At 43.0% G+C, this 15198-nt stretch carries 15 protein-coding genes; 4 read left to right on the top strand and 11 right to left on the bottom strand.

Annotated elements, in window-relative coordinates:
- Positions 1–5: 5 nt before the first annotated feature.
- The 7 genes from DFR28_RS01660 to DFR28_RS01630 form a co-directional block, all read right to left on the bottom strand.
- Positions 6–473: a glycosyltransferase family protein gene (locus DFR28_RS01660; RefSeq protein ID WP_113952563.1), complete on the bottom strand. Its 468-nt coding sequence runs from the start codon at positions 471–473 to the stop codon at positions 6–8.
- On the bottom strand, positions 470–1420 hold the full coding sequence (locus DFR28_RS01655) for an endonuclease/exonuclease/phosphatase family protein (protein WP_113952562.1): 951 nt from the start codon (positions 1418–1420) through the stop codon (positions 470–472). The genes DFR28_RS01660 and DFR28_RS01655 overlap by 4 nt, the downstream gene beginning before the upstream one ends.
- Positions 1393–2253: a glycosyltransferase gene (locus DFR28_RS01650; RefSeq protein ID WP_113952561.1), complete on the bottom strand. Its 861-nt coding sequence runs from the start codon at positions 2251–2253 to the stop codon at positions 1393–1395. The genes DFR28_RS01655 and DFR28_RS01650 overlap by 28 nt, the downstream gene beginning before the upstream one ends.
- A 19-nt stretch (positions 2254–2272) precedes the next feature.
- Entirely contained in the window at positions 2273–3232 is a 960-nt protein-coding gene (locus DFR28_RS01645; RefSeq protein WP_170131936.1) for a glycosyltransferase, read from the bottom strand.
- Positions 3233–3264: 32 nt separating this feature from the next.
- Entirely contained in the window at positions 3265–3798 is a 534-nt protein-coding gene (locus DFR28_RS01640) for a glycosyltransferase (RefSeq protein ID WP_113952559.1), read from the bottom strand.
- Positions 3758–4930: an O-antigen ligase family protein gene (locus DFR28_RS01635; RefSeq protein WP_170131935.1), complete on the bottom strand. Its 1173-nt coding sequence runs from the start codon at positions 4928–4930 to the stop codon at positions 3758–3760. The genes DFR28_RS01640 and DFR28_RS01635 overlap by 41 nt, the downstream gene beginning before the upstream one ends.
- A gap of 353 nt (positions 4931–5283) precedes the next feature.
- A complete protein-coding gene (locus tag DFR28_RS01630) occupies positions 5284–5721 on the bottom strand; it encodes a hypothetical protein (protein WP_113952557.1) in 438 nt (145 codons plus the stop codon).
- Between the two features lie 453 nt (positions 5722–6174).
- Between DFR28_RS01630 and DFR28_RS01625 the strand changes: the two genes are divergently transcribed.
- The 4 genes from DFR28_RS01625 to DFR28_RS01610 all read left to right on the top strand — a co-directional run bounded on the left by DFR28_RS01625 (position 6175) and on the right by DFR28_RS01610 (position 10988).
- Entirely contained in the window at positions 6175–7380 is a 1206-nt protein-coding gene (locus tag DFR28_RS01625; protein WP_113952556.1) for an outer membrane beta-barrel protein, read from the top strand.
- Positions 7381–7390: 10 nt separating this feature from the next.
- Positions 7391–7954: a polysaccharide biosynthesis/export family protein gene (locus DFR28_RS01620; RefSeq protein WP_113952555.1), complete on the top strand. Its 564-nt coding sequence runs from the start codon at positions 7391–7393 to the stop codon at positions 7952–7954.
- 105 nt (positions 7955–8059) lie between these two features.
- Positions 8060–10267, top strand: coding sequence for a GumC family protein (locus DFR28_RS01615; RefSeq protein ID WP_113952554.1), 2208 nt, complete (start codon positions 8060–8062; stop codon positions 10265–10267).
- A 19-nt stretch (positions 10268–10286) separates the two neighbouring features.
- Positions 10287–10988, top strand: a complete 702-nt coding sequence (locus DFR28_RS01610; protein ID WP_211316808.1) for a hypothetical protein — start codon at positions 10287–10289, stop codon at positions 10986–10988.
- Positions 10989–10994: 6 nt separating this feature from the next.
- Here DFR28_RS01610 and DFR28_RS01605 read toward each other — a convergent pair whose 3' ends face one another.
- The 4 genes from DFR28_RS01605 to DFR28_RS01590 are packed head-to-tail and all read right to left on the bottom strand — an operon-like array spanning position 10995 to position 15173.
- Complete coding sequence (locus DFR28_RS01605; RefSeq protein ID WP_113952552.1) at positions 10995–12440, bottom strand: oligosaccharide flippase family protein; 1446 nt, start codon at positions 12438–12440, stop codon at positions 10995–10997.
- 27 nt (positions 12441–12467) lie between these two features.
- Positions 12468–13766 carry a hypothetical protein gene (locus DFR28_RS01600; protein ID WP_113952551.1) on the bottom strand — a complete coding sequence of 433 codons (1299 nt, stop codon included), beginning with the start codon at positions 13764–13766 and terminating at the stop codon, positions 12468–12470.
- A gap of 16 nt (positions 13767–13782) precedes the next feature.
- Positions 13783–14568, bottom strand: coding sequence for a glycosyltransferase (locus tag DFR28_RS01595; RefSeq protein ID WP_113952550.1), 786 nt, complete (start codon positions 14566–14568; stop codon positions 13783–13785).
- Positions 14565–15173 carry a class I SAM-dependent methyltransferase gene (locus DFR28_RS01590; RefSeq protein WP_170131933.1) on the bottom strand — a complete coding sequence of 203 codons (609 nt, stop codon included), beginning with the start codon at positions 15171–15173 and terminating at the stop codon, positions 14565–14567. The genes DFR28_RS01595 and DFR28_RS01590 overlap by 4 nt, the downstream gene beginning before the upstream one ends.
- Between the last annotated feature and the right edge of the window lie 25 nt (positions 15174–15198).

Raw genomic sequence — 15198 nt, 5'->3', positions numbered from 1 at the left:
CGGGCTTATAGTAAGCTGCCTGAGTATTTAACCCGTTTATTATCTGCAAGGTGCGGCCATTGAGTAAGGCATAGGTCACAAAATTTACTGGCATACTTTCCTGAAACGGACAATTTGGAATGATTTGCCATGCTGTCGACCCAAATGGTTTTAGCACCGATTAGCTGACCAAACAATACAGCAAAGAAACCTGGTGCCGCGCCGGTGGAGATAATGTAATCAGGCCTTTTCCTAATGATTAGGGCTGCCATTTGTATGCTTAACGGAATTAACCTGACTTTTTGCGACAGATCGGCATCGATAACCACGCTGAGATCTGTTTGAGATTCGATCGCACTTAGGTTGAGATCAGTCGTCACATAGTGAATATCACAATGCTTGAAAGACTCACTTAATAAAGATAGTTGAACCCAGTGGCCGCCACCAGAGGCGACCGCAAGAACTTTTTTAGTATTAATGTTCGCTTTAGTCATGGAGAGCTTTGTCGATTAACGTCAAAAATTAATTCGCTTACTACCGCGCGATGATCACTTAAATTCGATGCATTCACGGTCTGGGTATGAATGGGTATAAATGCACGGCCTAAAATATAATCTATTCTAATCAACGTGCCGAGGATAGCTGACCTACGTTGCGCATTTGGGTAAGTGAACCCATAGCCACTGATAATTGAATCATTAAAGCCGTAGCGAGAAATTAATAAGTCATACAAGGAGTTATTTGGAGTGATATTGAGGTCTCCACATATAATGGCCGCTGAAGAATCGTCGATAAACTTGAACAGCTCTTGCCAACTCTCGGCAATGCCGTCCGACAAATATGGGCGATGCATGTGAGCGTTAATGACTCGTATCGGGCCAAATTTAGGATGGCTAAGTAAGCTTGCTTGAAAGTAGCCTACGTCCTTAATAGACCTTAGCGGGAAACGGCTCAAGGTCAGCTGGTTATTCGTGTTCTGTGTTTTATGTGGATATAACTTATTCAATTGCTCAGCAATAAGTTTCCGATCTTTTTGTGCCACTTCTTGTAAGCATAAAAGATCAGGAGCCTCTGATCTGGCGAACTTGATGATGTCCGAGGTATTGCTGGTTCTGGTTAATGTGCTGAACGTGGCAATGGTCAATGAACTAACAGCGTCTTTTTGGTCTAGAGTGTCGCTAATGCGGAAATTAGGGGCTATAAATATTAGATTGATAAATAGTGCATAGCACAGCGCCGAGTATAACCATTTGTGTTTTCTCCAGGCAGCGTAGATACCAAAGCAGAGGAGTGTGGCGACTGTGATTGGCTGCAAAGCGGCCTTGAAAATAAACAGAGCAGGTGAATGCAGGTCCGACGTAAAGTGGCTTAACGCCAATATAGTCGAGACCCCAACAATAAATAGGCTGCCAATTAGCGGTTGCTGTTGTCTTTGGCCCATGAGTCATTACCTGTAAAGAATTGCCACCTTGCCAACAGTAACGCAGCAATATTTACCAACTTGTAAATCAGTATATCGATGGCGTTTATTGGTGCTGTTGCCATGCTATCAGTTTCCAATTCACTCTCGGTTGTTTTTTTGGGAACCAGGATATGGCGGTCTTCAAATTGGTGGTCATTTAAAAATTGCTTTAGTTCCAAATTCCCGAGTTTTGAACGTGCTTTTACTTTAATTAATATGCTGGTAGTAAGCGGTGCTTTTACTATAACTTTTAAAGAATGCAGGATGTGTATTTCAGATGTGTTGAATTGACTTCGAACAAAACCATCATCGGCGATCAAACGAGGCCACTCATTGAATCGTTTTCGACCGGCCTGGTTTAGCAAATAAGCCCCAGCGCCATAGCCAAGTTGCTGAACAAATGGTGTGTTGTACCACACTTTATAAAAGCGCTTAACTGCCATTTGGCTTTGCTGAGTGATGATAGTTGAGCTGGGTACAATCAATGCGGGAGCTTCCTGTTTGGTTCCGGCATCGAATAGAGCTTTAGCATCCGCGGTCGCTAGTATTATGTCGGCATCGAGATATAATCTTGGGAATCCTGGAGACAAAGACTCAGCAAAGCGAATAGCTAAAGATTTTGATGCTTGTTCTAGAGAGACACAGATGACATCAGCAAAGTCTTGCTGAATAATTTTCTCAGTATCGTCGCTACAGCCGTTACAGATCACCAATATTTGATAATCTCTATTTTCACAACCCTCGATAAGTGCACTCAATGTATCGCGAATGATCGATGCTTCGTTACACGCTGCAATAATCACAGTTGCCATTGTTGATGATAACGCGGAACTATTCACTTTCAGTTTGTGATTTTTCACGGCTTAATTGGTTCTTGGTTAGACCTAAGCTCAATATCGATAATCTTGACCATTCGCGGCTTGAATTTAACTGCCCCAGAATGAGTGTTTTGCCAGCTCGTATAAAAGAGCCAATGGCAATAAAAAATCGAAATAACAGTGTGTAGAGCTGGCCGTGATGTTTGTCTATATACTGTATTTTCGCTAAAAATATAATGACGACTCTGTGTGCGGATTCTTCGTTTGAATGTGTTGAATGAGTCAGCTTCGCTCGAGGTATTACGGTAGGTTGATAACCTAAAGCTCGTGCTCTGCGACACAAATCTATCTCTTCAGAATAGAGAAAAAAATCAGGGTCAAAGCCTTGAGTTGCCTGCCATGCTGAGTTCGATATCATTAAGCAACACCCTGATACGCAATCTACATAATAGGGTTGAGCTTGATTGCTTACATGGTGTTGATAACTATTTTGCCAATTGGGCGAGCGAATAAATTTCTTGAGGCCCGTGGCCCATGCAAAGGTATTGGTTAGCGACGGCTCTCGCCAGGCATGTCGATAATCAGCTTGAAAGTGTCGGTCTACCGTAAGCCCGCCCCAGATGCCTTGGTGAGGATTGCTCGACGCATGATCTAGTAACAGAGATAGCGTATCCGGCTGCAGTGTTACATCGGGATTAATGAAACAAGCGAAATCAAATGATTGATTGTGCAAGCCAGCATTGATAGCATTTCCAAATCCCACATTGCACGAACTAAAGATCAGATTAACTCGAATGCTAGAGGTATCTTTTATTTTTTTTAATGCTAAGCGTTGATCTTTATTAACACTATTATCCACACAAACCACACGGGCATTGAAGCCCTCATCAAGATCCTGAGTATTGATTTGTTGGACCAGTTTTTCGATCAAATTAGCTGAAAAGTAATTGACGATCACGACCAGCAGCGTCATCTTTGTTCTATCACGCTCAGTCATTATCAATACTAGTCATTATCTATGAATGCTCTAAGAGACGATATGAGCTCTCCTCTTGAATCATTTATTTGCACTGATGTGGCTGGTCCGCCTGTTGACGAATTCAGTATAGCCAATATGGCCAACTCAAGTTCCTCGGCGTTGTCAGCAACTACAACCCCTGCTCGGTGTGTCAATGCCTGCGCTGTACCAACTTGGTGATCGCTTATATGCTCACCGAAACTCACACGTCTTGGCATAATTATCAGCGGCTTTTTTAGTTGTGCGGCTAATAGTATGTTGCCCATTCCGGCATGACTCACAAAAACGTCACAATCCGTCACGGCGAGTTCGAATTGATCGGTACTTAAGTTGGGTATTAATTCGATCGTGGACGACGTGTAAGGAGTGTTTCCAGCTTGTGCCTTGACCCGAATGTCAGGGTGTCTGTCAACTACTTGTTCAAGGCTGCTCAGCATTCGGTCCATCGAAAAACGCGAGCCGACAGAGGCAAAGACCGTTTTAACTTTGTTGCTCGTGGACATCAAAGAATAGCGCTTCATGCATAAAGCTCAGGCTGTTGATTGAAATAATAACTAGAAAGAGAGCAGCAAAGCCAGGCATGTGTAACGGGAAATCAACTAAAGAATGTATAGCCACGCTTATAATGCTGTACAAGCTGGCATAGGCGAAGGTTTTTTTCATTGTTGTGGTGCGGTCTGCGAGTACTCTTAAATTGTCACGGACGATTGTGATTATAAACAACGTTAGTAAAGAGACACCTAGTAGTCCGTACTCAATCCAAAATTGTAAGAAATCGTTATGGGCATAATTATAATACGTATTGCCAATCTCAAGTGTGCGGTATTGCGAAAACTGCGAGTAAAAAGAACCTCCGCCAATTCCAAATAGCCAGTTGTTTTTAAGCATGGCAAAACCCGCTTTGCTAAGTTCGACTCGTCGTAAAAAGGTGTGCTCAAAGCCTGAAATTTCATCTTCAATAATACTGTAATCTAAGGTCAATAAGATGGCTATGGCAATTAAGACCAGAGAAGCGAGTCCGAAGGAAATTGATTTCTTGTGTCGTGATTTCCGTATAACGTTTAATGTCATTATGCTAAAAACAACACTCAAAGCGACAAGAGCTCCGATCGATTTCGTGAGTATTAAAGTAATAAGCAAAAAGCCTAGAATGATGAGCTTTGGGCTATAAATGGCATCAGATAAGGTTGCAAAAATATTTTGGTGATGTTGCCGATGTGCCTTGGCGAGAGAGTGTGATAAGCACACTATGATAGCTAAAACCACGTAGGAGGCAAAATGGTTTGAGTTTACAAAGAAGCCCGTGGGGCGATCAAGGTAATGAAGCTTAGGCATCCAGAGCAATAGGTTCGCTTCGCTTAAAAATACCCAAATTCCATAGCCAGCTTGAATGGTCGTGAATGTGACTATGCAAGCATATAGCGCAGTCATGGCTTTATTTAGGCGGATATTGAAGAACCAAAGCGTAAGCAATAGTGTGAATCCCATACCGATCATGCTTTGGTTTAAGCTAGCTGTTTTATCGACAGAGAGTAGGCTAAATTGAAGTAAGCTCCAGAGCTGAAAAAGAATCAAGTAAATAGCGGGTAGAAAAGCACCCAAATTTTTTCTTGTGTTTGCCAAATCGGTGCGTAACGACGGGCTGCTGTACATAGCTATGGGAACAGTAATTGCACACATTGCAGTCCAAAATAGTGCCACCCACGTTGGCGCTCCGGCCTTAACTAAACAAAGACTGAATGTGAGGATCAATGTTATGGCCAGTGTGACACTGGAATTAGTATTTCTGATTGGCAAGAGGCTTTGTCGCTCCAATGTTGTTTAGTGGCTTGGGTTCAGCGAAAGGTCTCGTAGAGTCTATCAGTGCCAGCTGGTAAAAAAAAAGAACCTCGTAAAGAGGTTCTTTTTAGTCGTTCTGCCAAAATATTTTAAACATTCATATCGTTGGCCAACAAGTTTTCGATCTATCCCTTTAGGCTGGGTCTGTTGATGGCGAGCTCTATATACTAATTGCTTGGAGAACCGCCTGGCGCAGGAGTGGTTGGTACAGCAACTCCACCGCCGGCGCTGATCGCCGTTGATAGTGTCGGTGACTTTTTGTTTAAAGAACGTTGTGCGAACGAGCCTCCCTTGTTTTTCGTATCATCCGCAGCGCCAACAGTGTAAGTGTCGAGTTCACCTAGCTGGATTAGGTCACCGTTTGCTAGAGTGATAGAAATAGAGGATGCTGAGCCAGTGTTGAGTACATCGCCTTCGTTAAGAGTGTCGCTGTCGGTTAACCTTTTAACTTCACCGTTTGAGTTGGTGGCAGTAACATAGCCGATCAAACTTTCAATAGATGCCGCACGGCTATTACCAAAAGCTGAACTTGCCGAAGTTAATAATAAAAGAGTTGTAGTGAGAACGACTGAGAAGTTAACAGTCTTTTGAAAATTTAGTCGCATATGAAAAACTCCAAGTTTTACATTTAATCAGGCGGTCAACATCCGTTAAATACTTTATTCCGCAAAGGATCTTTAACTTCTAAACTAGAATAGTTAATAGACATTGCAAACACTATATCACTATATTAGAGTATCAGAAAAGTGACTTATCGTCATTTGTTATGCGTTTCGAACTTAAAGTGTTCTGAAATTCATTTATTGTGTTGAGAGCAGGCTCTTTCATTTGAGTAGCTTGATTTTTTCTAAAATAAATTTTGTTGATATCAACTGGCCTCATTGAAACGGCAATACGTTTGAAAATAGCGTTTTGCGTTTATTATGATTGTCGAGACAGTAGGGGGGCGAAGGTCAAGTGTCTCTTTATCCATGTGTATCCCACACACAGTGGCATATTGAATTGAACAATTGATCTTTACTAATACTAATTTTATTAGCTTCAACTTAAGAAAAACTATGAAAACTATACCTGCGTCACGATCCACGCTTATTGCTTCTGCAGTAATGACGAGTTTGCTTTTAACAACAGACGTCACTGCTCTCGAAAGCAAACCTCATAAAATCGGAGCGACGGAAGTTGATGCACAGATAACTAGTTCTTTAGGATATGGGAACAATGTTTTTCGCGGTTCAAGCGACGAAACAAGTACTGGGATTTTTAGTATCCAACCTATAGTTCAAGCTATTAGAGAAACTAATGAGCAAAGAATTGCATTTGGATACGAAGGTAACGGTGTGGTTTTTTTCGATAGCCGTGATGACAATTATTTATCCAGCAAGCTCTCTGGCGATTATTTACGAAAACTCAATGATATTAGTGAATTTGGTATTGGCTTGAGCTTTGAGGATGGCAGTACGGTTCGGGGAACGGATATAACCGAAGGGTCTAACGGCAGTGTTAAAGGAGCAACTGATTTTACGCGCAAAGACCTTTCTTTAAGTTATGGTATCGGAAGCTATAAAGTTGGTCCCAGTTTGGAGCTAAGTTATAACTTTACAGATTTAGGGTTTGATAATTTTGAACTTATAAATCAGGGTCGTGATTATAAGCTAGATAATTTGTCAGCAAGATTAGGCTATCAATATTCTGTGGCGACCAAGGTCTTCGTTGACTTGGGCTACAGTGATTACAAGTACGATTCAGTGACTCGACGTCTTGGTGTAAGTTTAGATAATACCGAGCAGTCATTTTTGATTGGCGTTCATTGGCGGCTGAGCCGCCTAACATCGGGTGAAGTGAGTGTTGGTAAGGTCGATAAAGAGTTTGATAGCTTTGAAGACCCCGAATCATTCACTTCATGGAATGCGCAACTGGAGTGGACGCCAACTCCTAGAGATAAAGTCACGTTGGAAAGTTTTTCAAGGCCGTTTGAGCAAGCTGGGACTGGTTTATTTCAAGACGTAGATCAAGTTTCGATAGAGTGGGTTCGGGAGCTCTCCAAAAAAGTAAGCGCCTCAGGCGGACTAACTATTGGCTCAGTTGATTTCGGTAGCGTTCAGCGTGACGATGATTATGAGTCTTTTAGGTTTGGTATTTTATATCGTTCAGGGCGCTACTCAGAATGGGCTTTAGATTTCGAGCGCGAAGACAAAAATTCCAATTTGCCACAATTCGACTATGGCGTTAACACGCTATACCTGTCATATTCATTGAGCCTTTAATCTGTTTGGGATGACTATAATATTTTCGCTAATGTCTTGTGTTTTGTTTGTTTTAAGACGTAGTTTATTGTGTTTGACGGTAGTCTTCGTTTTCAGTGGAGTGGCGTCTTCTCAATTAGACTCAAATTATAAACTCGGTGCAGGCGACAAGATAAAAATTCTGGTATTCGAAGAGCCAGATATGTCTTTTGAACTAACAGTCGATAACGCGGGAATAATTTCTTACCCTTATTTAGGGGAAATCAAAATTAAAGGGAAAAGTACTTCCGAACTGGAAAATGAGTTAACCAAAGGCCTAAAAGGGCGTGTTCTAGTTAAACCCAATATCGCGGTGTCCGTGGTCGAGTATCGACCATTCTCAATTGGTGGTGAAGTTAGAAATCCCGGAAACTACCCGTTCGAGCCTAATCTCACTCTCAGAAAAGCAATCAATTTAGCGGGTGGTGTGACTGAGTGGAGTAATGGCAAGCGCTTTAAAATTGACCGTGAACAAAAACAAGATGACGACCTTCTTAGTTTAGATTCATCGGTATTCCCCGGTGATGTGGTGACTGTTTTACCTCGGGGTTTCTAAATAATGCCCCGACTCTTGATTAGTTGCACTTAAACCAATTTTTTAAATTTATGCCTCTAAACAAGGTCGGAAATTGGATCTTTGACGATCCAGTCAGCATAGACAATGAATGATTATTACAACTCGTCGGCGATGGATCTACCATATTATTGGCAGATTCTAAAAACGGTTTTTAAGAAAAATTATAAAAAATCGATTTTTATGGCGTTGCTCGTTGGTGGGTTAACGTTTTTGTACTCGCTGACCCTTGAGTCACAATATCGAGCCACAACGCTGTTGCATGTAGCACCTAAGTCGACTGCCGTATTCAATTTAAGGGAGTTATTTCTTGATCGGCGTGACCCCGCTTTCCAGTCTACACAAATAGGCATTATGCGTTCGCGTGTATTATTGGCTAATGTTGTGGAACGTTTAGAGTTAGATAAGAGCCCATATTTTTCAGGCACAAAGGTAAGTGTTTTAAGCAAATTAAAACAAAAGGTCGGTTTGGGTGGTTCTAAACCAAGTGCCGAAAATAGAAAGCGTTTGATTGCATATACGCTCCGAAACAAGATTGATATAGATTCTGCAAAGGACTCGTATTTGATGACGATTTCTTTAGATTTGCCTGACCCCCAATTGGCCGCTGACATTACAAATGCGCTTGCAGCTGAATATATTGAATCGGTCGAATCGAACCAAAGAAAGTCAACTGAAGCCTCCGAAGAATGGTTGTTGAACCGACTCGCCGTGGTTAATGCTGACCTCAAACAAGCTGAGTTTGAACTGCAAGAGTTTAAGGAGCGCGAGGATATAATTGGTAGCAGTAGACAGAATGACGGCATGGCGTCACAAGAAGTCGATATGATTTCCAGCCGTTTGCTTGAGGCTAAACAAAAGCGCCTAGCTTCAGCTGCTTTATACCAGCAGATAGTCGCTACCGAGAAAGGAAAAGGCGATTTGCAAGGGATCAACGCAATTCAGAATGATTTAATAGTTCAAAGCATTCGAAAGGAATTGTTAGAACTTGAAAGTAGGCGCGGAGAATTAACTCAACGATATGGCTCTGAGCACCGACGGATGATTGAGGTGAACTCACAAATTGCTGCGGCAAACGAGAACTTACAAAGGCAGACCGAGCGCGTGGTTTTAGCCATCAAATCAGAATATGAATTAGCCAAAGAAAGTGAGGCATTTTTGACAAGTTCATTAGGTGCTTCGACTAATAAAGTTCAATCACTTGGGCGTAAGCAATTTGATTTACTTGGCCTTGAGCAAAACGTTCGCACTCAACGTGATGTCTATCAAGCGTTTCTAACGAGGTTGAACGAAAGTAGGGCAACCGGCGTTAGCGTAAATGAAAACGTCCGAATTGTTGACCCAGCCGGTAAGCCGTTGCAACCATTGGCCAGTAAGGCGCCGCTGCTGGTAGTTTTGTTATCAGTGCTCAGCGGTTTATTGGGCTTATTCATTGGTTTGTTACGAGAGCTGTTTGATAACACCATTAGCAATGATGACGATGTGGATAAAACCCTAGGCACCATTAGTCTAGGCTCCGTGCCGTTGATCGATGATATACCAGACGAGGCAGATCCCGATATCGCCTACAATTATTTCGGTAATCACTTAGTTTCTCAGTTTTCTGAATGTATTAGAACCGTGCGCTCGAGTTTGATGGTTTCATCAATTGACGAAACTAAGCGCCGAATTCTAGTGACCTCTACCGTGCCAGGCGAAGGGAAAACATCGATGGCGATTAGTCTAGCGATGGCATTTGGGCAGGTACAAAAAACGTTATTAATTGATTGCGATTTACGTCGTCCGTCGTTAGACGGGCTACTTGATAGCACGCCGTTCAACCGGAGAAGAGTCGGCTTGAGTGATCTATGTTTAGGGACGGCGTCTCCGTCTGAATGCATACACTCATTACCTATAACTGGGCTGCATGTGATTATGGCCGGAACGGTGAACCCGAATCCACAAGAATTATTTTGCTCAACTAAGTTTAGCGAGGTGTTAGATAAGCTCTCTGAGGTATATGATGTTATTGTAATCGACTCACCACCAAGTGGTGGGTTGAGTGATGCCATGCTGCTGTCAACTTACGTAGACCAAATAGCTTATGTTATAAAAGCTAATTCCACTCCGGTGACTAAAATTAGGGCAGCGATACAGTCAATGTTGAAGTCTGGAGCTCCGATTACCGGAGCTGTTTTGAATCAAGTGCCGTTGTTAGATTCTTCATTTTCTTACTATTATGGGCGAGGTTATTATGCTGAATCATTGCAGTACGACGCCAAGGACGCTGGGCCAGAACTAAATCAAGGCACATAATGCACGCACTGAGTAGTTAGTGTTTATGTGGTCCTTCACCTATAGGCTTGTCCTGATATTGGTGTTGTGTGGTTTCGCTATATGGTCAGGGCGTTATGCAATCTCAGCTTACTACTATGAAAGAGCCAAATCTTCATACGATGCAATTGATTTAGACTCTCTTGAGTACGCTAGTGATCTTTTACCTTTCATCAACGACGTAGATGAGGCTTTGCGCTGGCGTGAACAGTATGCAGATGCTTTGGATCTAAAGGGGGACCTTCTTTATCAATCATGGTGGTTGTCTCCAGATGGCCAGTATTTAGAGCAATCTACACTATTACAAACGGCGGCGATGTTGCACGAACGAGCTTTGCTAATTCGCCAGAATTGGTCATTTTCAGTAGCGCGTTTAGCGTTAATTTATTCCAACCAAAAAAAATTGGGCGACGAATTTTCATTGTGGTTTAGTGAGGCACATAGGCTAGGTTTGAACGAGACACGCGTCGCCTATTCAATGATGCAAATTGGCTTACATCATTGGCCCGTATTATCTGGACAACAGCGCCAACAAACCACTGACTTTACACGCATTTCGATTGAGCAGAAGGCTAATAGCACCAAAGTGATTCGGGCGCTACTGAGTGGCTATGGGCAGTTAGATTTTATGTGTAGTGAATTACCTGTCACTAAGCGTATGCAAGAGGTTTGCACAAACCGTACCGCCACTGAAACGAAGTAGAGGCTATTAGGTTGGGCGAAATTTACTCATCAGTAGTATTTGGATAACGCGCAGCAGTTTCAATGATTGAGCTCGGCATAGCGCCGATGAGGCATTAAAAAAACCAAGCAGGATAAACATACTGGCAAGGTAGTAAGCGGCTTTGTATATGAATGTATTGTTGTCATAGGTGAGCCAATACAAGACGTAAAATACGCTACTCGACATTACGGTTATCGCTAATAGTATTAGACTGTACTTTCTGATTCCATCAACCGATTTTGACAACAACTTCGATAGGAAAATAACATAGGCCAATTCACATAGAATAAATGCTAATGTAAATAGCCTAACGTCTTCACCTTTAACGACAATTAAAAGACCGATAGCTAACACTAAAATGCGCACCATATCGGCATAAAGGATTAATTTAGTTTCGTTTCCGCCCACTACTATTTGGTTTAGCCAGTGGCTCAGTTGACGTATCGCAACCAGCGTCACAACAGCGGGTATCAGGTACGGTATCGGTGGGTATTGTGTGCCAAAGACAAGACGAATAATTAGCTCTCCAAATATTGTAATAGTTAGCAAAAGAGGCAGCGCTAGGTATAGAGTGATCACGCCATTGCCATAAGCTGTATGACTAAGTTGGTCTTGAGTGGCTGTGCTGATTCTACGAATGAATATTTTCGATAAGCCAACTGCGATTATGTTTGCTGCATTTGCGGTAATCATCATGGTCAGAAAGTATAGGGTAAACTGATGTAGGCCGGAGTAGCTTGCAATGAGTGCTTTGTCGATTTCAGTGCCGAAGTACTTTAATATTCCGACCGCAACCAGCGGCAGACCAAAATGCCACAGTTCAAATATATAGTCTTTATTGAGGGCTAGGCGGTATGGGCGACTTGCCCAAAAATGAGATAACACTGTGCTAATTGAGTGACGAAACACGAATGAAATATAAAATGCCCAATAACTACTCCAAATTAGAGCACAGAGCAGCGCCATAACGATGGATGCGATATCAGCAGTAATCCCGATCTTTGCAGTTATAACAAAATTATTTTGGCGATGAAGGCGCTGCGGGTCCAAGTGAGTGAAACCATTTATGAATGGCACGACGGCTAATAATGCATAGTTAAATACACTAGATTGGACATTTAGGAAGCTCGCGATAGTCGGTGAGATCAATACAATGAACGCTGCGATAGAGAAGCCTCTCAATACCATGACACTTTGCATGGTGGCTTGAAACCGTTCCTTGTTTCCGTGCTCCGAACGTTGCATAAGCATTTCATGCCCAAAGCTAGTCATGTACTCAAAAAGAGATAACACAACGCCAAACGTAAGGGCTATTGAAAAGTCGTAGGGACTGAGTAAACGAGCAAAAAGAATGTTCCGCAAAAGCATGGAAACAATTGAGCTAGCATAGGTGCCCGAGGCCAAAAATGCGGATTGAGTATAGTTATACATGCGTTAATCTCAAAATCGCACGCACCATTAATCTACGGGAGAGGGCGAAACGCGCCTACCAATTTTATGTTGTGTTGTGGTACCTGAGCCCGATCGCTTGCGGCGCGGTGGAGTCCTGCCGACACAAGCCGCCAAAACCATAACGTAAACGCAGGCCATCTGGCCCCAGAAGTGAACCGTTGATGCTATTAGTGTCATAGCAAATGCAGATATAAACCATGCCTGCATCAAGCGACGGTCCTTTCTTTTGCTTAATCGGCGCGTTTGCTTTAGTGAACGACGAAGTACAAACAGCAGAAAAACTGCGAATAATGCGGCCATTGTGGCGCCATATCGAAGCATTAACACTAGCCAATAGCTGTCGACAGTATTTTGCATTAAGTTGCGTGAATAAAAATCATCTATAACGTCGAAAATGCTGATGTCGTAGCCATAACCGAATACCATGCCCCAAGTCGATTGAGTCAATACTTCTATGCCATTGATCCACATGTAGTAGCGTGCGTATCCAGTTGCTGGGTTTATTAGTAGGTAACTGAACATAACCCTAACAGGGTCGCGGTTCGAGAGTATGTCTACGAACACATAGAATACTAAGAACAGCAATAATAGCAGCCACCATTTATTAGCGTGGCGCCGTAATAGCAATGCCCATGTCAACATACCTAGCTGCACTAGAATCGCCAGAATGGGGGCTGACGATGCCGAAATCACCGCACCACCTCCAGCGAAAAACACCGCAGGCCAAAACTTCCTCTGCCGTTGAGCCAAGGTTATCGCGATAACCACGAAACTTGCACACAAAGTACCAAAGAGTATCGCGTGATCCATTGGTCCAATGGCTCGCCATATTCCATACCGCTGGTCGGCTATGCCTGTATAACTTTGGCCGGTTAATTGAGCGGCAATTTCATGAGTGAAATGTTGCCCAGTAATGGCTTCGGGTAAGCCTACCAGGAATAGAATAGTGACCATGGTGAGAAATGACGTGGCTAGCTTCTTTCTTTCATCGTAATTATTTACGTTTAAGCGAACGAGGAGATAGGGAACGCCCATTTCCAAGGCGAGAACGCCGCCTGATTCAATCGCGGCTGTTAAGCCTGTATTTAGGCCAAAGGCCAGCGTAGGCCATATAAAGACGATGCAAGCCATAACATCGCAATGATTCCAATCGACGTCATGTCCCCGTTTGAGCATTAACCACAGTATGTAAGGGGCCAAGGCAATCAGAACTATCCGATAACCACTTAATACGAGGCTGCCTAAGGTTAGGCTGAATTCGTCAGGAATCAGAAATGAAAAAATTAATATGCGAATAGCAGTCATGATTAATGTTGTCTAGTTATTCGTAACCAAGTTGCCTGGCGAGTTCGATGGGGTTTTTACTGCCAGCAGCTTGATTTGGAATTAATTTTAAAATGCGGCGATACGCGAGCCCAAAACGTATGCGTTTGTATTGAATTCCCCATTTTGTTATCGCGCCGCACACTGCATGCAATGGCAATTCATTGTGCCATTTTTTTTGTAGGTAGCGATAAGCGACTGCATAGTCTCCGCCAAGCGATTGGGTCCGCTTGCTATTGTGAATAACGGGTGCGTGGATCGCGTAAGAGTGTTTGCCTTTCGAACGCATCGTTGCGCAATAATCGCTGGCGAACAGATGGAACCCGACTAGGTCTGTGTCGAATGCTAACCTGTCTTGTGGTTTAACGATTAGCAGTAGCTCGTCTAAGGTTTCCACTTCGACTGGTGTGGTAAAGGCTTCACCTAGCTCGCGATCAAGGCCGCTGTCCCACACCCTGCCGGCGTTGTCGCCGTGAGATGTCTTGCCGAAAACGCCTAACACCCCCCAGTCTACCTTCCGATCAGCTAGTTCTTCGAGTGCGTCGACTAGATGTTGATACCAATTACGGGGCAGGTAAACGTCTTGGTGTACAAGTATGAGAACATCCTTATCGGCAAACTGCTCTAGTCCTTGGTTGTAGGCTTCGGCAGCAGAATTAGCACCCGTCACAAAGTAACGAGGGGTATCAATTTGTGAGAAAATGGGGGAGCGTAATAAATTACTATTAAGTATGTCTGAATCTGATACCGCCGCGACAACCGCGATATTAAGTGGCGGGTTCATTGTTGTGATTCGTCACTGGCACGCACAGCATATTGGAGATAGGCTGAGTCAAAACCGTATATTAATTGCATTATGTAAGAAAATACTAAACGTGACCCACCACCGCCACTACCATAGCGATTAACCCCCTTGATTATGTCAACTTTCCAGCCTGTTTGTCGCATTACTCGAAGTAGACTTTTCTTAGTAAAGAAACGAAGATGGGTGAGATCCAAGACCCCTGCATCTCGGTATCGCCAATCTTTCGAGAACAGAAGCTCATTTATATTTGAAAGGTAGCGTACATTCGGAATGGATAAAATAAGGCTTCCACCAGGGCTTAGTTTCGATTTTAAGTCTAACAAAAACTCGATATGATTTTCCATATGCTCAAGAACGTCATTGCATACTATCAGATCGAAATACTGTTTCGGTAGTTGATTAGATATGTCTTCGTAGTTGCCGACACTAACTTTGTCTAGTAGCACGCTCGCTTTTGTTGCGGCATCTTGATTTTGCTCAACCCCCCAATACTCGTGTTGCTTTTCCAAGTTGTTTCGAAAATTGCCTTCGCCGCACCCGATCTCTAATACCTTAGAATAGTTTGTTGGCAGAAACTGTCGCATTTCCTGTCGCTGAGATTGGTAATAT

Origin of the sequence: Arenicella xantha (assembly GCF_003315245.1) — a bacterium.
Classification (GTDB): domain Bacteria; phylum Pseudomonadota; class Gammaproteobacteria; order Arenicellales; family Arenicellaceae; genus Arenicella; species Arenicella xantha.
Note: the sequence above shows the minus strand (reverse complement) of the source record. Positions and strands in the feature narration are given on the sequence as shown.